Origin of the sequence: Flavivirga amylovorans (assembly GCF_030540875.1) — a bacterium.
In the GTDB taxonomy this organism is placed as follows: domain Bacteria; phylum Bacteroidota; class Bacteroidia; order Flavobacteriales; family Flavobacteriaceae; genus Flavivirga; species Flavivirga amylovorans.
This window is the reverse complement of sequence record NZ_JAUOEM010000001.1, coordinates 338,669-356,362: the sequence shown is the minus strand read 5'-3', so window position 1 is coordinate 356,362 and position 17,694 is coordinate 338,669. Positions and strand designations below refer to the sequence as shown.

Below are 17,694 nucleotides of genomic sequence, written 5' to 3'. Positions count from 1 at the left end.
GATTGATTTGAATTACTAGCCCCTTAAAAATCTATCTTTAAATGAATAAAACCTTATGTTTAATAATGCTGTTCTTCAGTAGTTATTATAGTATCTCCCAAGTAGGTATTGGTACAACAAACCCTCAAGCTCAACTAGACGTCTCTGGCGGAAATGTTAGATTTTCAAATTATGGAACTGGAACAGTTACTGGAACTGAATTATATCTTTTAGCAGTAGAAAATGATGGAGATCTTGTTGAAATACCTATAAGTAGTAATTATATTGATCAACCTGGATTACAATACTATACATGGGACATTCCAAGTACATCTCAACCAAACATTGACAATAAACGCACGCTTGGTACTTCAACCTCTCAAGGCCTTATAAATGGCCATTTAGATGATGCAGCTCGAGCAGCTATAGCTCCAGACAATAATGGATATATTATTCATTATGTAGGGACAATGAGAGTTAATAATACAGGGATTTTTACGTTTAACGCACGATCGGATGATGGAAGTAGAATATATATAGACAATGTTCTGGTTGTTGAAAACTGGTTTAACCAAGCACCTACTACAGTTAGTAATAGTGTTACATTGGCACGAGGAGATCACAGGATAGAATTTTGGTACTACGAATATAGATTTGGTCAGTTTATGGAATTCACATGGGGTATAAATCCAGATTCCTATCCTGTAGGCTCTGTTATTAATGCCAGTCAATTTTTTGTTAAATAAATATTAATAATAAAATGAAATAAGGAATAACATGTACTCAGTATAATTTTGGTTTAAAAATAATCGTATAATTAAATTTATTTTAATTACTAGCCCTAAAATTTATTTTTAATGAATAAAACCTCATATTTAGCACTACTATTATTTGGTAGTTATTATGGTTCCGCTCAGGTAGGAATTGGTACAACAAATCCACAAGCAAAACTTGATGTCTCTGGTGGGAACGTTAGATTTTCTAATTATGGAATCGGCAATGTCACAGGAACTGAATCATACTTTTTAGGAGTAGAAAGTGATGGAGACATTGTTGAAACGTCTTTAAATAAGACTGGATTACAATACTATACATGGGATATTACAGCCGTCACTAGCCCAAACATTAACAATAAACGTTCTCTTGGTGTTTCTGCTTCTCAAGGTCTTTTAACCGGAGGTTTAAACGATGCAGCACGAGCAGCTATAGTTCCAGCTCCAGACAATGATGGGTATATTACTCTTTATACAGGTATCTTGAGAGTTAATAATACAGGCGTTTTTACGTTTAACGCACGATCTAACGACGGCACCAGAATATACATAGATGATACCCTGGTTGTTGATAACTGGACAGATAACCCTCCTCCACTTGTAACAGTTAGTAGTAGCATTACACTAACACAAGGAGATCACAAGGTAGAATTTTGGTATTACGAAAATACATTAACTGAGTTTATGGAATTCACATGGGGTGCTAACCCAGATTCCTATCCTGTAGGCTCAGTTATTAATGCTAATCAATTTATTATTAAATAACTTAATCAATAATTACTAATAAATAAAAAACATAAAATATGAATTGACTTAAAAATAATAGTATAACATAATCATATTATTTATATCTTAGTATTTCAAAGTAAATTGCTTTATAAATCTCTCTCAAAAATGAAAAAAATTGTTTATTCAATAATGCTGCTTTTTTGTACGCATTATTACGGCTTCTCTCAAGTGGGTATTGGCACAACGAATCCAACAGCGGAATTGGAAATTGTAACATCAAATGGAGGAATTCCTGCATTAGAAATCAACCCTCAAACCGCTCCAACCGGTACAGTTACCGGGCAAGTTTCGCTAATTGGTGACAAATTATATATGTATGATGCCACGAGAACTAAGTGGCTAAGTCTTGAAACACCTATATTACAATTTGGAAGATCTGGTAATCAAGATAATACACCTTTACGGTCTGCAGGAAATGTTGGAAATAACAACTCAGGAATACTCATGCCTTTTGATGGGACTATTACCTGTGTTACCGCAAAAACGAATTCCAATAATGGTGCACAAGCAAAACAATTTACAATTAGAGTAAGAAATGGAATCTCAAATGTTTCTACAATGAATATTACTACAGCTGCCTCTTTATATACAAATACTACTTGTAATTTAGATTTTTCTGCAGGAGACTATATTAATGCAGTAATTGCTAATGATGGTAATGGGAATGTACATAGTTCAACCATTGCTTTATGGATAAAATGGAGGCAATAAATTTTCAATCAGAATTGAAGTTATATAAAAAACTTAAGGCAGCCCCTTATTTTTTTCTTGTTCATATTTGCTGTATTTTTATCCAAAATTATAGCTCATGGGAACCAAGGAAACTTTTTTTGATTATATAACTGAAGGAAACACTACCAAAGGTGATTTTATTCCCATAGGTGCAGCCATGTTAGATGGTGAAACAGTTAAAGGTGCTCATGTAAAAATACCTTTAAAAACCATGAATCGCCATGGCTTGATTGCTGGCGCAACAGGAACAGGAAAAACAAAATCTTTACAAGTACTGGCTGAAAATTTAAGTGATAAGGGCATTCCTGTATTGCTTATGGATATTAAAGGAGATCTAAGTGGTTTAGCACAACCAAGCCCGGGACATCCTAAAATTGATGAACGTCATGAAAAAATAGGCTTACCTTTTGAAGCCAAGGCGTTCCCTGTTGAAATATTAACGCTTTCTGAACAAGATGGCGTACGTTTAAGAGCAACCGTTACTGAATTTGGACCTGTTTTACTATCTAGGATTTTAGATTTATCTGAAACACAGTCTGGAGTTGTAGCAGTTATATTTCAATATTGTGATGACAATAAGCTACCCATATTAGATATAAAAGATTTCAAAAAAATATTACAATACGCCACCCAGGAAGGAAAAAAAGAATTCACTGAAGCTTATGGTAGAATTTCAACAGCATCAACTGGTGCTATTTTGCGAAAAGTTGTTGAATTAGAACAACAAGGTGCTGATTTATTTTTTGGTGAAACTTCTTTTGACACTCAAGATTTATTAAGAATTGATGAGAATGGACGTGGTTATATCAATATTATTAGATTAACCGATATTCAAGACAGACCTAAATTATTCTCAACATTCATGCTGAGTTTATTAGCAGAAATATACTCCACATTCCCTGAACAAGGAGATAGTGACAGACCTGAATTGATTCTCTTTATTGATGAAGCTCATTTAATTTTTAATGAAGCATCAAAAGCGTTGTTAAATCAAATTGAAAGTATTGTAAAACTAATACGAAGTAAAGGTGTCGGTTTGTATTTTGTGACTCAAAACCCAACAGATGTTCCTGAAGCTGTTTTAGGTCAGCTTGGTTTGAAAGTTCAGCACGCACTTAGAGCCTTTACTGCTAAAGACAGAAAAGCCATAAAACTTACGGCTCAAAATTACCCAGATTCCGAGTATTATGATACGACTGAGGTTTTAACATCCTTAGGTATTGGTGAAGCTTTAGTATCTGCTTTAGATGAAAAAGGAAGACCAACACCATTAGCTTCTACGATGATGCGTGCTCCTATGAGTAGAATGGACGTTTTAACCGATGTAGAATTAAGCACACTACTTTCTAAATCAAAATTGGTAAAAAAATACAATAAAGATGTTGATAGAGAGAGTGCTTATGAAATGCTCAATGAAAAAATAGAATTTGCTGAAGCTGAAGAAGCTAAGGAAAAAGCAAAACAAGAAAGAGAAGCGCTTAAAAATGCTGAATCTAAAAAACGTAGAACTACAAGTTCTAGAAGACAAAGCACTAGAATAAACCCTATTGTTAAAGTACTCACAAGTGCCACTTTTATAAGAAGTGTTTTTGGTATATTAACCAAAGTACTTAAAAAGTAAATCAAAACAATTAATATTAACCAAATTGTAAATCATTTTAAAATAATGTATAAATCATTTTTAAGCCTTATTATTCTTAGTCTTTTATTTTTTAGTTGTAATAAAACGCAGGATCCTTTTGAAGTAGGTAAACAACATCTTGGACTATTAACAGATTCAACACAAGTTAAGGATCTTAAAAATATTTATGCTAATGACTCTTTAGTAAAATTCACCAGTGGTGACGAATTTGCTGGTAGTAAAAACAATATAGAAATATTTGAAAAAGGCGGTAAAAAACTCTTAATTCTAACCCCTGAACAAGCGTTAGACTCCACCTCGACTATTGAAAGCATTCAAATTATAGATCCACGATATAAAACCGATAAAGGCATTACAACCTTAAGTACATTTAAAGATATTTCAGGGTCTTATAACGTTTCAAAAATCAATAATCTAATAAATTCTGTTCTTATTATTGTAAATGATCTAAACGCAAGTTTTGTTATAGATAAAGAGGAACTTCCAGCAAATCTCAGATTTAATATGAATATGAAAATAGAAGCCATGCATATTCCTGACAATGCTAAAATAAAGTACTTTTTCTTAAATTGGAATATGCATTAGCAATCAAATAAATGAATCCATTCTTATCAAAACTATTAATCGATCTAGCTCGTAAAAGGCTTGAAAAAAAGCAAATAGACAAGCCTGTTAGCAAAAAAGAAATAGTTCCACTGGTAAGACGGTTTCAAGTTGAATTATCGCATGCTATTAAGGAATATTTTTTTATTATAATTGGTGTTTTTTCAGCTGGATTTGGATTAAAAGGCTTTTTATTGCCAAATAAGTTTATTGATGGTGGTGCTACTGGTATTTCCTTATTATTAGAAAATGTCACATCATTAAATTTAGGCTTATTATTAGTTTTAGTAAACCTACCCTTTTTAATTCTTGCTTCCAGAACTATTGGTCATAGGTTTGCCATAAAAAGTATCGTAGCCATAACGCTTTTAGCAATCGTTGTACACTTTATAAACTACCCTATTGTTACCGAAGATAAATTATTAATCGCTGTTTTTGGTGGTTTCTTTTTAGGGTTTGGAATTGGCATGTCTATACGTGGCGGAAGTGTTATAGATGGCACTGAAGTTTTAGCTATATTTTTAGGCAGAAAATTATCATTAACAATTGGGGATGTTTTATTATTGATCAATGTTATAATATTTGCGGTAGGTGCCTATACGCTTTCAATTGAAACGGCACTTTACGCCATGCTTACGTATTTAGCAGCAGCAAGAACAGTTGATTTTGTGGTAGATGGTGTAGAAGAATATGTTGGGGTTACCATCATTTCAAACAGTCATGAAGAACTAAGAGTCATGCTCACTGAAAAACTAAGACGCGCCTGTACAATATATGCTGGCAAAGGAGGTTATGGTAAGCAAGGCCATAGTTACGATAAAGATATTATTTATACGGTTGTAACACGTCTAGAGCTTGCCAAGTTACAAACGGAGATTGATAAAATTGACAGAAATGCGTTTATTATTATGGGGGTTGTTAAGGATTTAAAAGGAGGAATGATTAAGAAGAGACCTTTGAAATAAGTAATAAACAAAATTAAAAATTCGTGAAACAAAAGAAATATATTATTCAAAACAATCCGTTTGTTGTGCCTACCAACGATGGAAAAACCATAAAAGAACATTTTGGAATAGCTACTGATGGTAATTCTCAAATTAGTATAGCGCATATGGTGGCTCCTCCTGGGTGGAGCGAACCTTTTCAAACACCAGAATTTGATGAATTCACCTTTATAATAAAAGGCAAAAAACAATTTATTATCGAGGGTGAAACTATCGTTCTAGAAACAGGTCAATCTATTAAAATTGAAAAAAATACTAGAGTTCAATATTCCAATCCTTTCACCGAAACATGTGAATACATAGCTATTTGTACACCCGCTTTTTCTATAAATCTGGTAAATAGAGACTCTGAATGAATGCACGTCTTTTTAAATTCATTGGGGTTCTTATAAACTTTATAAGTTATTTTTCGCGAGAATATGCTGCAAAATTATCAATTAAGTTATTTTCAACGCCTCTGAAAGGGCGGCTTGATGCAGAAGCGACTCAATACCTCAACACAGCTATTCAAGAAGATGTTATTCACGAAAACATTCTAATAAAAACCTATCTCTGGAAAGGGAAAAAAGAAACTATTTTATTGGCTCATGGTTGGGAAAGTAATACGTATAGATGGAAAAGTTTAATTGAAATCCTAAAACCCCTAGACTACACTATTATTGCACTAGATGCGCCTGCTCATGGGGCTTCTGGAGGAAAACTATTTAATGCCCTTTTTTATTCTGAATGCATTCATACCGTTGCAAAAAAATTCAAAGCACACACGTTAATAGGTCATTCTGTTGGAGGAACGTCAACTATTTTTTCGCAATATAATTACCAGTTAGAATCCGTTAAAAAAATAGTCGCATTAGGTGCGCCAGCAGATTTTGTTGATGTTTTTAAACGCTATGAAACCATGATGGGATATAATAATAGAGTTTCTAAGGCTATGGAACAATATGTATTAAAAGAATTCAATCATTTACCGGAATACTATTCTGCTCCCAATTTCATAAAAGAAATCGATGCCAGAGTATTAACTATTCATGATAAAAAAGATAGGATTATCCCATACACTGATGGTCTAAAATTCAAAAAAATCTACGAAAAAGTACAATTTATTAGTACAAAAGGTTTTGGTCACGGCTTAAAAAACGAGACTGTTTACAATCATATCGTTGACTTTTTAAACGCATAAAATGTTGTACTTTTGAAGCATGGAAGTACAGTTAAAACGTATTAATAAATTTTTAAGTGAAGTTGGGTATTGTTCGCGTCGTGAAGCCGATAAACTTATTGAGGCTGGGCGGGTTACAATAAATGGTGTTATCCCAGAAATGGGAACCAAAATTGCACCAAACGATGTTGTTCACGTTGATGGTAAGGAAATAAAAAACAACAAAGAAGGTTTTGTTTACTTAGCTTTCAACAAACCAGTAGGGATTGTTTGCACTACAGATACTTCTGTTGAAAAAGATAATATTATTGACTTTTTAAACTATCCGAAACGTATTTTTCCAATTGGAAGATTGGATAAACCTAGTGAAGGTTTAATTCTTTTAACAGATGATGGTGATATCGTAAACAAAATTCTACGTGCCAGTAATAATCATGAAAAGGAATATATTGTAACAGTAGATAAACCTATATCACAAACATTTATAGAACGTATGTCCGGAGGTATTCCACTCGCAGATTTAAAGAAAGTAACTAAAAAATGTAAAGTCGAAAAACTAAGTACTTACCAATTCAAAATCATTTTAACTCAAGGTTTAAACAGACAAATTCGCCGTATGTGCGAATATCTAAACTACGAGGTAAGCACACTTAAACGTGTTAGAATAATGAATATTAAAATGGATATGCCCATTGGTGACTATAGGGAATTGACAAAAGAAGAATTTAACGAGCTAAATATTTTAATTAGCAATTCTTCTAAAGAATATCAAAAACCACCAAGTAGAATAAAAAAATAAATTATCGGTTATGTATAGTTCCATAGCGCCCTTTCATTTAGCAATACCTGTTTATAATCTCTTGGAGTGCAGAACTTTTTACAGGGATATTTTAGGTTGTGAAGAAGGCAGAAGCAGTGATTCTTGGGTAGATTTTAACTTTTTCGGTCATCAATTAGTGATTCATTACAAGCCAAAAACACAAGATAACTCACACACGAATCCAGTAGACGGGAAAGATGTTCCTGTACCACACTTTGGAGTCGTTTTACCTTGGGATGTTTTTCATGTTTTTGCAGAAAATTTACAAAGTAAAAACATTAATTTTATTATTGAACCTTATATTCGTTTTGAAGGTTTAGTAGGGGAACAGGCTACCATGTTTTTTAAAGATCCTTCAGATAATGCTTTGGAATTTAAATCTTTTAAGGATATGGGGCAATTGTTTGCTAAATAAAAATCTAATTTACAGTAAATATCCACCACTAGAAGTGGTGGCTTTGATTAAACCCTGTAAGGGTTTTTAATTTTGATTTAAAGACGTACTAAAATTATAAAATTGATAAAGTACTAAAAGTGGTAAAACCAAATGGGCGGACTTCCACCAAAGGTGGAAGTTTTCCCAATTTTCAATAAAAAAATGCGTTACAAATTAAAAATTTATAACGCATTTACATAAACTAATTATGTTGTCTTTTATATGTTATGTCTCTCTCTGGCGAGTAATGTATTTTTAAGCAGCATAGCAATTGTCATAGGTCCAACACCACCAGGAACTGGTGTAATATAGCTTGCTTTTTTACTAACATTTGCAAAATCCACATCTCCAACTATTCTATAGCCCCTTGGTCTTGTCTCGTCTGTAACTCTTGTAATACCTACATCTATAATAACAGCATCATCTTTAACCATTTCTGCCTTTAAGAAATTAGGAACTCCTAGTGCTGAAATAATAATATCTGCTTGTGATGTAATTTGAGTAATGTTTTTAGTATGGCTATGTGTTAAGGTTACCGTTGAGTTTCCTGGAAATCCTTTGCGTCCCATTAAGATACTCATAGGTCTACCCACAATATGAGAACGACCAATAACAACGGTATGCTTTCCTTTTGTCTCTACGCCATAACGATCTAGTAATTCTAAAATACCAAATGGGGTTGCTGGAATAAAGGTAGACATATCTAAAGCCATTTTACCAAAATTTGTAGGGTGAAAACCATCTACATCTTTATCCGGATCTACAGCTAATAATACTTTTTGCTCATTAATTTGAGGGGGTAATGGCAGCTGAACTATAAAACCATCTATCTCTGGGTTTTCATTAAGTTCTTTAATTTTATCTAATAATTCAACTTCACTTGTTGTATTAGACATTTGTACCAAAGTGGACTCAAAACCAACACGTTCGCACGCTTTTACTTTACTTCCAACATAGGTTAAACTTGCGCCATCGTTGCCTACAATGATTGCTGCCAAGTGAGGTACTTTCTCTCCTTTATCTTTTATTTTTTGAACTTCGACTGCAATTTCATTTTTAATATCATTGCTAACTTTTTTCCCGTCTAAGATTGTCATTATATATAGTTTTTCAGTCGCAGTCTCAGTCACAGCTTCTCACTCTACTGCCCTAAACCTACGTGTTGTAATTAGTTTTAAATTTTAATACGCACACTATTGAAGATTAACTCCAAACTTTCCTGGATTATTAATCATATAATTTATTAGCTTTCCTATCTCTCTACCTTGTTCTGAAAACCTTGAGTGATCTACAGAAGAAATATATTCACAAGCTAATGCAAAATCTAACCATGTATTTGTCTCTGAGTTCTCTCCATCAGCATCTGTAAGTTTACTTATAAAATGTTTAGGGTATCTTCTTTTTCTATAAGCTTCAGCAATATTAACGCATACCGAACGGGAACTTCTTCTTATTTGGTCTGTTAACGAATATGTTTCCTCTTTTGGAAAAGACTTCGAAGTATTGAAAATACCCATAGATAAATCAAATGCCTTTTTGTATGCTATTAATTGTTTAAAATCCATATTATTTGACTGAAAACTGAGACTGAGACTGAGACTGAGACTGTAAGCTAAATCACTAGCCTAGCGCATTCCCTTCATCATTTGCATCATTTTTTTGCCTCCGCCACCTTGCATCATCTTCATCATCTTGCTCATTTGGTTAAATTGCTTTAACAATTGATTGACTTCCTGAACAGAAGTTCCAGAGCCTTTTCCAATACGTATTTTTCTACTTGAATTTATAATTGATGGATTGCTTCTTTCTTTAGGCGTCATAGAGTGAATAATAGCTTCAATACCTTTAAAAGCATCATCATCTATATCAATGTCCTTCATCATTTTACCAGCACCAGGAATCATTCCCATAAGGTCTTTCATGTTCCCCATTTTCTTAATCTGCTGAATTTGCTTTAAGAAATCATCAAAACCAAACTGGTTTTTAGCAATTTTCTTTTGAAGTTTGCGAGCTTCTTGTTCATCAAATTGTTCTTGAGCCCTTTCAACTAAAGAAACAACATCCCCCATTCCAAGAATACGATCTGCCATACGCGATGGATAGAAAACATCAATCGCTTCCATTTTTTCACCTGTACCAATAAACTTGATTGGTTTATTTACTACAGATTTAATAGAGATTGCTGCTCCACCACGTGTATCACCATCTAGTTTTGTTAGTATAACACCATCAAAATTCAGTACATCATTAAAGGTTTTTGCTGTATTAACAGCATCCTGACCTGTCATAGAATCTACAACAAACAATGTTTCTTGCGGTTGTATGGCTTTGTGAATGTTTGATATTTCGGTCATCATGACCTCATCAACAGCTAGACGACCTGCAGTATCAATAATAACAACATTATGCCCATTCGCTTTAGCATGAGCAATACCTGCTTTAGAAATAGCTACGGGATCATTATTTCCTCTATCACTAAAAACCTCTACACCTATTTGATCTCCAACAACATGTAATTGGTCAATCGCCGCTGGACGGTATACATCACAAGCTACCAATAATGGTTTTTTAGTTTTTTTATTTTTAAGATAATTAGCGAGTTTACCAGAAAAAGTTGTCTTACCAGAGCCTTGTAATCCAGACATTAAAATAACACTTGGAGTACCAGAAAGGTTCAGACCTTCAGCATCGCCTCCCATAAGTTCAGTTAACTCATCTTTTACGATTTTAACCATTAACTGTCCTGGTTGTAATGTTGTTAAAACATTTTCACCTAGTGCTTTTTCTTTAACTCTTTTGGTAAATTCTTTCGCTATTTTAAAATTAACATCGGCATCAAGCAATGCACGACGAACTTCCTTTAAAGTTTCAGCTACATTAACTTCTGTGATACTTCCGTGCCCTTTTAAAACGTGTAAGGCTTTATCTAATTTATCGCTTAAATTATTAAACATAATTTACTTTTAATTTTAAGAATGGCAAAGTTAATCATTTGAAGCGTATTAATGAAGTGGCTCATTATAAAAAATAGAATAAAAAAGGCTGTCAAATTATATAATTTGACAGCCTATATAAAGGAGACTTAACTCTAATTAACCTAACAAACCGAAAGATAAGTGTTTCCTTTTTTAATCAAAAACAGTTGGATTACTATTACTATAGTGCTCTTTCAAGAACTAATATTCTTTCTATACCTCCGTTAGCATTGTAATCTTTTAATTCAACTCTATTTTCCTTAATTGTTTTTATTTGCCATCTGTGGTTAAGAGCATCAAACGGAGCATCAATTCCGAAATGCATACCAAGGAATAAACCTTCATTTCTATAAGCTAACCAAGAACCACTAAACTCTAGAGTATTACTATTATCCTTATAAACATTTATCTCTCCTTCTTGTGAAAAAGTAATTGCATATAATGCAAAGCCATCCTTTTTTTCTACATCTCCATCAATATAAGAGGCTACAGTCCAACCTGCATCCCAAGCTCCTCCCCAAGAAGAAGTAAGTATTTCATTAATATAGATTATATCTTCATCACCCACCGGACAATGTCTTTTCAATACCATTTTATTATCTCTATTACCTAAAGACTCCAGTTTTATTAAACCTGGCTCAAGGAACGTAACAAACCATTCTAATTGTAATTCAGGTCTGTTTTCTAAGGCTATTTGTAGAACAAACCCTTCTGTATTCAATGGAGTCACACTATACGTACCTTCAACTAATTCACCATTTACTCTAAGTTTAACAACATCGTTTTCATAGAATTTTAAAGGTGTACCTATATAATCTTTTTCTTTATCTGTACCCTCAATATTTAAACGTGCTATTCTCCATAAACACTCTTGTAAATAGTTTTTGATTCTTTCTTTGGTAACATCAAAGACTACATCACAGTTTTTCTTCATGATGATTCTGTTACCTCCAACTTCATAAAGCTTGATTTTACCATATTCAATATCATACACAACCCACTCTAAAGTAAAGTCTGCAAGCGTATCAAATTCTAGTTTTAAAAGCGCTCCCCTATCAGTTACACGAGTATTCCAGGTACCTGTTAAAATATCACCACCTCTTGCACGCATTACAACAACACCATCTTCTTTAAAGTTTAATGCATATTCTTTGTACTGTGCTGTATTATCTTGGTTGTCTCTTTTAAATTCATAAACAACCCAAGGACAAATTTTTAAATACTCGTCTAAACGCTCTTTAGTAAAGTCGTCATCTCCATAATCATTATCATCATCTTCATCACATCCATCTTTTGCTTCTTTAATAGTTCTTTCTAATTCTTCATTATTATTTACCACATATTCAGAACCATCAGCAGAAATTAAAGTCACAGGAAAATTAAGACTTGCTAAAACTTCAGCATTAGTAACACGCTTAATAAAACGGTGTAATTCTCTATCATTTTCAACAGTTATAACATCTATAACCTGAAACTCTGTATCGTAAACTGAAAAAGATATAGGATACTGAAAATCGATACACTCAATATCATCATCTGGCTCATTTTCACCTTTACATTCCTTGATTAAATTTTCTAAATCATCACGATTATTAAGAACAACTTCTGAGTGATCTGCTAAAATAATAGTAATAGGGAACACTATTTCTAACTTATCATTATCGTCTTCAAACTCATTAAAGATGGCCTCAATAGTTTTAAAGTCCTCAGTAGAATCAATAATGATTTCAAGACCATTAACAACAACAGTTACTGGCAGGTCTACAGACAAACAACTTGCGTTATCGATAATATTATCTTTAGATCCGTCTTTAGCAGACGTCGCACTAATAAAACTTGTTAGCTCAGAATTTGCGACAAGAGCCTCACTTTCTGCTGGTGGCGTAATATCAACTTTTTCTTCTTGACAAGAAGTAAAGAATAATAGGGCAAAAAAAGGCATTAATAATAATGTTCTCATTTTAGATTTCATAACATATAATTTTGGGTTAAACATAGCTTTTTTGATTATAAAACAGGATAACTTTAAAAATTCCTACCCTATAGTTTGTTTTTTTTTAATTTAGCATGACCAATCACCAATAATACATGGGTAAACAGTTACATGAAAATATTTGTGAAGAGCGTATGTTTTCTTCCATATTTAATAAACACTCTAAAGATTTACACAATTTTTTATATTATAAGTTTGGTGAATTACTAAACCCAAAAGATAAAGTACAGGAGGCTTTTGTTAAACTTTGGGAAAACTGCGCAAAAGTTTCTCCTGAGAAGGCAAAGAGTTTTGTGTTTACTACGGCCAATAATTTAATGCTAAATGAAACAGCACACCAAAAAGTTGTTTTAAAGCACCAGCAAACCAAACCTAAAACCTATACTAATGAGAATCCTGAATTTTTAATGCAGGAGAATGAGTATCATGATAAATTACAAAAAGCATTAGCTAATTTAACGGAAGCCCAGCGTGTCGCTTTTATGATGAATAGAATTGAAGGAAAACGTTTTAAAGAAATAGCGGAACTTTTAGACATTTCAACTAAAGCTGTTGAAAAACGTATTTATGGCGCTTTGGAAAAGTTACGGAAGGATATTAAGGAGTTGTGATGTTGTTAGATGTTAGATGTTAGATGTTAGATGTTAGATGTTAGATGTTAGATGTTAGATGTTAGAAAATTAAACTTTTGGTTTTTAATTTTTGTATTCTTTAGTTTCTCATAAAGATGTAAAACTGGTTAAACACTGAACACTGAAATTTAAACTTTTTTGAAAAAAAATAAAATTAAGGGTAGGAAAAAATAAAAGCTAACTGTTATATAGTTGTAATAAGATTATGAAACGAGAAATTTTAATATCGAAATGGTTAGATGACGATCTAAATGATCAGGAACTTGAAGCGTTTAAAACACTTGAAGATTACGATGATTTAGTAAAGTTAAACCAAGGCCTACAGGCTTTTAAAGTAGATGATTATAACACTTCTAAAGAACTAGACACTGTTTTAAACACTATTAAAAGTAGTAAAAAGCAATCCACACATTGGTTTAAACCTCTCATGCGTGTTGCTGCGATACTTGCTGTTTGCTTTAGTTTATATTATTACACAACTACTTTAGATACGACTATAACGACTGAGTTTGCTCAAAAAACAACCATAGAATTGCCAGACGCTTCTAGTGTATCTTTAAATGCAAAATCATTATTAACATTCAATAAGAAAGATTGGAAACATAATAGAAAAGTAGAACTTGATGGTGAAGCCTTTTTTAAAGTCGCAAAAGGGTCATCATTTAAAGTAAAAACAAAAACAGGGCTTGTAACTGTTTACGGAACTCAATTTAATGTCAAACAATGGGACGATTATTTTGAGGTTATTTGCTACGAAGGGTTAGTTGGCGTTACTTACAATTCTCAAGAAACGAAGTTAAATCCTGGTGACAGTTTTTTAATTATCGATGGGAAAATAATTGCTAAAGAAAAAGAAAACCGCACACAACCTTCGTGGCTAAATAACGAAAGTACTTTTAAAAGTACGCCTTACAAAACCGTTATCGCTGAATTTGAAAGACAATATGGCGTTCATATTACTTTACTGAATATTGATTCAAATCAACTGTTTACTGGTAGCTTTGCCCATGATAATATGGATGTGGCTATAAAAGCAATTACCTTACCTTTACGTGTAACTTATAGTAAGACAAACAATACTATAATATTAAAACGTGAGTAGAAAAGATATTCTTTCCCTTCTTTTTATACTGCTCTTTTTAAATGTTACTAGCTTGAAAGCTCAAAACGTTCAAAAAGAAAAGCAATCGCTCTTGACTATTTTAAATATTCTCGAAACACGCTATAACATTAGTTTTTCCTATGCAGACGAAACGATTAAAGATAAAGAAATCACATTACCTAAAGAAGACTTAACTTTAATTGACCTTTTAGAGTTTCTTAAAAAGAAAGTCGAACTAGATTTTGAATTATTAGATAGTCGCTTCATAGCCATTAAACGTTTAAAAAAAGAAAAAGACGATTTTCAACTACAAAAGCTTAAAGAAATTGTTGTTACTAATTACCTTACCAATGGTATCACCAAACTAAATGATGGCTCTATTACTATAAAACCAGAATCTTTTGGTATTCTTCCTGGCTTAATAGAACCCGATGTTTTACAAACCATCCAAGCACTACCAGGTGTTTTAAGTACTGACGAAAAAGTATCTAACATAAATGTTAGAGGAGGTACGCACGATCAGAATTTATTATTATGGGATGGCATAAAAATGTATCAATCCGGACATTTTTTCGGGCTTATTTCAGCCTTTAATCCACATACAACGAAACGTGTTAATGTATATAAAAATGGTACCAGTGCTAAATATGGCGATGGTATTTCAAGCATTATAGATATTGAATTACCAGATGATATTGATAATGAGTTTAAAAGCGGCATTGGCTTTAATTTAATTAACGTTGATGGATACGCAAAAATTCCATTATCAAAAAAAACAGAGTTACAGGTATCAACGCGTCGTTCTGTAACCGATTTAGTGATTACGCCTACTTACGATCAATACCTTAAACGTGTATTTGAAGATTCAGATTTTAGTAAATCCAATAATAATTCCATTTCTCAAAATGAGACGTTTTACTTTTATGACATTACGGCTAAGTTTTTATATGATATTTCTAAAAAAGATAAAATCAGATTTCATTTGTTGCATGTAAATAACAGGTTAAATTATGATGAACAGTCTACTGTTAATAATAGAGATGAAGCTTTAAACAGCAAACTATCACAGCAAAACTCAGCAATTGGGTTAACTTACACCAGAGATTGGACCCATAGACTTTCTACAACATACCAAGTTTATGTTTCTAATTATGATTTAGATGCTACAAATTTTGATATTTTCAACAATCAACGCTTAATTCAAGAAAACGAAGTTTATGATGGTTCTTCAAGATTTGATATTAACTATAAGCACAGCCGCCACCTAAAAATAAACGGTGGTTATCAATTCTCTGAAGTTGGGATTAGCAATTTAGAAGACGTTAACAATCCTGCTTTTAGAAGCTTTATTAAAAACGTTATAAGAAGTCATGCTGTTTATGCTGAAGCATCACTTTTATCGAATAATGCCAAAACCCATTTAAAAATAGGAGGTCGTTTAAATTATATCAACAAGTTTAAGTTATTTCTAGCAGAGCCTAGATTAAGGTTTAGTCAACGTTTTTTAAATAATTTAAAATTCGAAGTTTTAGGGGAATTTAAACATCAAACGACTTCTCAAATTATTGATTTACAAAATGACTTTTTAGGTATTGAAAATCGCCGATGGGTATTATCAAACAATAATGAAGAGAACATCGTTATTAATAATAAAACGATATATCCTGTACCTGTGATAAAAAGCAAACAACTATCCGCTGGTATTCATTATAACAAAAACAAACTACTAGTTAGTGCTGAAGCCTATATAAAAAAAGTAGATGGTATCACTACAAGAAGTCAAGGGTTTCAAAACCAATTTCAATTTATAAATAGCATTGGTAGTTATGAAATCCAAGGATTCGATTTTTTATTAAACAAACAGTTTAGCGATATTATAAGTAGCTGGATTTCTTATTCTTATAGCACTAACAATTACACATTTCCTACTTTAAATAATGGTGAAAAATTTCCTAACAATACAGATCTCAGACATACATTTTCTTTTGCTGGGGCTTATACACAAAACGGTCTTAAACTAGCGTTAGGGCTCAATTGGCATTCTGGTAAACCTAATACACTTCCAGACACAAATCAAAACTCTAATGATAGAGGTATAACTTTCACAAACCCTAACAGTAGTAACTTAAAAGATTATTTACGTGCCGACTGTTCCGCTACTTATAATTTTAATATTTCTGATGCTACACAAGCTACAATAGGAGCTTCTGTTTGGAATGTTTTAAATAAAAAAAATATAATAAATACGTATTATACTTTGGATGACAACAATGAGATTAATACGGTTGAAAATGAATCTCTTGGTATCACTCCTAATGTAAGTTTAAGAATTCATTTTTAATGCTTACTTTTACTGTATGTTGTCTTTTAAAAGAATACAAAATACATGTAGTTTTCTTGCTTTACTAATTACTTTAGTATCGTTTTCGGGGTTTACTAGTGTATCTTCTAACTACGAAAAACCACATACAGAGCTTCTTGTTAGCAAAAATAAAAACAGTCTTTCTACAGATAAACAATACAAGATTTTATCTGAAAGATCTCAAAAAATAGTATTCAATCAGTACATAGTTTTTAGTTTTAAATCTTTATTAAACATACATATCTTAGATTTCGATATCACGTTTAAATCTCAAGAGGAAGCGATTCTACGGTTTGAAAACTACAATAATCTTCTAGAGCAAAACCTTATAGCTCAAACAAACACAATTAAGTCTAAAAATGCCTTTATAGAATAAATCATTCTATGACCAGTTGCCAGCACTATAATACTATGGCAATATTTCAATTTGTTTTTTAATCTATGACATCATTTTGATGCTACATTTACTATTACCATTATGAAGACTTTAAAAAAAGGATTAAGGCTTTTTGCTTTAATACTTATGATTGCCCTAGCAGCTGCATTACCTGTACCTATAACGTTTTATAAAAAAGATAACCTTCCTAAATATACTATTGAACTTGTTGAAAAGAAAGATGATGAAAATGACTGTGAGGATATTAAAGAAATTTCATGACTGAATTGATATAAAAATCAATCCAAACTAATTTA

The 17,694-nt window shown here is 32.3% G+C and carries 19 protein-coding genes; 15 read left to right on the top strand and 4 right to left on the bottom strand.

What is annotated here, in order from left to right; all coding sequences use genetic code 11:
* Positions 1-41 precede the first annotated feature (41 nt).
* From Q4Q39_RS01450 to Q4Q39_RS01405, 10 genes are all read left to right on the top strand, one after another.
* Complete coding sequence (locus tag Q4Q39_RS01450; protein ID WP_303280583.1) at positions 42-725, top strand: PA14 domain-containing protein; 684 nt, start codon at positions 42-44, stop codon at positions 723-725.
* 111 nt (positions 726-836) lie between these two features.
* Positions 837-1,517, top strand: a complete 681-nt coding sequence (locus Q4Q39_RS01445) for a PA14 domain-containing protein (protein ID WP_303280582.1) — start codon at positions 837-839, stop codon at positions 1,515-1,517.
* A 129-nt stretch (positions 1,518-1,646) separates the two neighbouring features.
* Positions 1,647-2,252: a hypothetical protein gene (locus Q4Q39_RS01440; protein WP_303280581.1), complete on the top strand. Its 606-nt coding sequence runs from the start codon at positions 1,647-1,649 to the stop codon at positions 2,250-2,252.
* 97 nt (positions 2,253-2,349) lie between these two features.
* Positions 2,350-3,894, top strand: coding sequence for a helicase HerA-like domain-containing protein (locus Q4Q39_RS01435; RefSeq protein ID WP_303280580.1), 1,545 nt, complete (start codon positions 2,350-2,352; stop codon positions 3,892-3,894).
* Between the two features lie 45 nt (positions 3,895-3,939).
* Positions 3,940-4,500: a hypothetical protein gene (locus Q4Q39_RS01430; protein ID WP_303280579.1), complete on the top strand. Its 561-nt coding sequence runs from the start codon at positions 3,940-3,942 to the stop codon at positions 4,498-4,500.
* An 11-nt stretch (positions 4,501-4,511) separates the two neighbouring features.
* Complete coding sequence (locus Q4Q39_RS01425) at positions 4,512-5,483, top strand: YitT family protein (RefSeq protein ID WP_303280578.1); 972 nt, start codon at positions 4,512-4,514, stop codon at positions 5,481-5,483.
* 23 nt (positions 5,484-5,506) lie between these two features.
* Positions 5,507-5,878: a cupin domain-containing protein gene (locus Q4Q39_RS01420; protein WP_303280577.1), complete on the top strand. Its 372-nt coding sequence runs from the start codon at positions 5,507-5,509 to the stop codon at positions 5,876-5,878.
* Entirely contained in the window at positions 5,875-6,702 is an 828-nt protein-coding gene (locus tag Q4Q39_RS01415; protein ID WP_303280576.1) for an alpha/beta hydrolase, read from the top strand. The genes Q4Q39_RS01420 and Q4Q39_RS01415 overlap by 4 nt, the downstream gene beginning before the upstream one ends.
* 19 nt (positions 6,703-6,721) lie before the next feature.
* Positions 6,722-7,480: a 23S rRNA pseudouridine(2604) synthase RluF gene (rluF, locus tag Q4Q39_RS01410; protein ID WP_303280575.1), complete on the top strand. Its 759-nt coding sequence runs from the start codon at positions 6,722-6,724 to the stop codon at positions 7,478-7,480.
* Positions 7,481-7,490: 10 nt separating this feature from the next.
* On the top strand, positions 7,491-7,916 hold the full coding sequence (locus Q4Q39_RS01405; protein ID WP_303280574.1) for a VOC family protein: 426 nt from the start codon (positions 7,491-7,493) through the stop codon (positions 7,914-7,916).
* Between the two features lie 239 nt (positions 7,917-8,155).
* Here Q4Q39_RS01405 and Q4Q39_RS01400 read toward each other — a convergent pair whose 3' ends face one another.
* The 4 genes from Q4Q39_RS01400 to Q4Q39_RS01385 form a co-directional block, all read right to left on the bottom strand.
* Positions 8,156-9,034 (bottom strand): bifunctional 5,10-methylenetetrahydrofolate dehydrogenase/5,10-methenyltetrahydrofolate cyclohydrolase, encoded by an 879-nt coding sequence (locus Q4Q39_RS01400; protein WP_135877626.1) that lies wholly within the window; start codon positions 9,032-9,034, stop codon positions 8,156-8,158.
* Between the two features lie 96 nt (positions 9,035-9,130).
* Positions 9,131-9,502, bottom strand: coding sequence for a four helix bundle protein (locus tag Q4Q39_RS01395; protein ID WP_303280573.1), 372 nt, complete (start codon positions 9,500-9,502; stop codon positions 9,131-9,133).
* Positions 9,503-9,562: 60 nt separating this feature from the next.
* The gene (gene ffh, locus Q4Q39_RS01390) at positions 9,563-10,891 is read right to left on the bottom strand and encodes a signal recognition particle protein (protein WP_303280572.1); all 1,329 of its coding nucleotides are present in this window, start codon (positions 10,889-10,891) and stop codon (positions 9,563-9,565) included.
* Positions 10,892-11,093: 202 nt separating this feature from the next.
* Positions 11,094-12,884 (bottom strand): hypothetical protein, encoded by a 1,791-nt coding sequence (locus Q4Q39_RS01385; protein WP_303280571.1) that lies wholly within the window; start codon positions 12,882-12,884, stop codon positions 11,094-11,096.
* Positions 12,885-13,000: 116 nt separating this feature from the next.
* Between Q4Q39_RS01385 and Q4Q39_RS01380 the strand changes: the two genes are divergently transcribed.
* From Q4Q39_RS01380 to Q4Q39_RS01360, 5 genes are all read left to right on the top strand, one after another.
* Positions 13,001-13,516 carry an RNA polymerase sigma factor gene (locus Q4Q39_RS01380; RefSeq protein WP_303280570.1) on the top strand — a complete coding sequence of 172 codons (516 nt, stop codon included), beginning with the start codon at positions 13,001-13,003 and terminating at the stop codon, positions 13,514-13,516.
* A gap of 226 nt (positions 13,517-13,742) precedes the next feature.
* Positions 13,743-14,639: a FecR family protein gene (locus Q4Q39_RS01375; protein WP_303280569.1), complete on the top strand. Its 897-nt coding sequence runs from the start codon at positions 13,743-13,745 to the stop codon at positions 14,637-14,639.
* A gap of 52 nt (positions 14,640-14,691) precedes the next feature.
* Positions 14,692-16,980 carry a TonB-dependent receptor plug domain-containing protein gene (locus Q4Q39_RS01370; protein ID WP_303280568.1) on the top strand — a complete coding sequence of 763 codons (2,289 nt, stop codon included), beginning with the start codon at positions 14,692-14,694 and terminating at the stop codon, positions 16,978-16,980.
* A 16-nt stretch (positions 16,981-16,996) separates the two neighbouring features.
* Positions 16,997-17,377 (top strand): hypothetical protein, encoded by a 381-nt coding sequence (locus tag Q4Q39_RS01365; protein WP_303280567.1) that lies wholly within the window; start codon positions 16,997-16,999, stop codon positions 17,375-17,377.
* Positions 17,378-17,479: 102 nt separating this feature from the next.
* A complete protein-coding gene (locus Q4Q39_RS01360; RefSeq protein WP_303280566.1) occupies positions 17,480-17,659 on the top strand; it encodes a hypothetical protein in 180 nt (59 codons plus the stop codon).
* Positions 17,660-17,694: the final 35 nt, after the last annotated feature.

Bases quoted from the DNA above. Each gene is read 5' to 3' on its own strand.
- Q4Q39_RS01425 (WP_303280578.1), top strand. From the start codon at position 4,512: ATGAATCCATTCTTATCAAAACTATTAATCGATCTAGCTCGTAAAAGG.
- Q4Q39_RS01445 (WP_303280582.1), top strand. From the start codon at position 837: ATGAATAAAACCTCATATTTAGCACTACTATTATTTGGTAGTTATTAT.
- ffh (WP_303280572.1), bottom strand. From the start codon at position 10,891: ATGTTTAATAATTTAAGCGATAAATTAGATAAAGCCTTACACGTTTTA.
- Q4Q39_RS01400 (WP_135877626.1), bottom strand. From the start codon at position 9,034: ATGACAATCTTAGACGGGAAAAAAGTTAGCAATGATATTAAAAATGAA.
- rluF (WP_303280575.1), top strand. From the start codon at position 6,722: ATGGAAGTACAGTTAAAACGTATTAATAAATTTTTAAGTGAAGTTGGG.
- Q4Q39_RS01375 (WP_303280569.1), top strand. From the start codon at position 13,743: ATGAAACGAGAAATTTTAATATCGAAATGGTTAGATGACGATCTAAAT.
- Q4Q39_RS01380 (WP_303280570.1), top strand. From the start codon at position 13,001: ATGGGTAAACAGTTACATGAAAATATTTGTGAAGAGCGTATGTTTTCT.
- Q4Q39_RS01435 (WP_303280580.1), top strand. From the start codon at position 2,350: ATGGGAACCAAGGAAACTTTTTTTGATTATATAACTGAAGGAAACACT.
- Q4Q39_RS01430 (WP_303280579.1), top strand. From the start codon at position 3,940: ATGTATAAATCATTTTTAAGCCTTATTATTCTTAGTCTTTTATTTTTT.
- Q4Q39_RS01395 (WP_303280573.1), bottom strand. From the start codon at position 9,502: ATGGATTTTAAACAATTAATAGCATACAAAAAGGCATTTGATTTATCT.
- Q4Q39_RS01360 (WP_303280566.1), top strand. From the start codon at position 17,480: ATGAAGACTTTAAAAAAAGGATTAAGGCTTTTTGCTTTAATACTTATG.
- Q4Q39_RS01440 (WP_303280581.1), top strand. From the start codon at position 1,647: ATGAAAAAAATTGTTTATTCAATAATGCTGCTTTTTTGTACGCATTAT.
- Q4Q39_RS01385 (WP_303280571.1), bottom strand. From the start codon at position 12,884: ATGAAATCTAAAATGAGAACATTATTATTAATGCCTTTTTTTGCCCTA.
- Q4Q39_RS01450 (WP_303280583.1), top strand. From the start codon at position 42: ATGAATAAAACCTTATGTTTAATAATGCTGTTCTTCAGTAGTTATTAT.
- Q4Q39_RS01415 (WP_303280576.1), top strand. From the start codon at position 5,875: ATGAATGCACGTCTTTTTAAATTCATTGGGGTTCTTATAAACTTTATA.
- Q4Q39_RS01365 (WP_303280567.1), top strand. From the start codon at position 16,997: ATGTTGTCTTTTAAAAGAATACAAAATACATGTAGTTTTCTTGCTTTA.
- Q4Q39_RS01405 (WP_303280574.1), top strand. From the start codon at position 7,491: ATGTATAGTTCCATAGCGCCCTTTCATTTAGCAATACCTGTTTATAAT.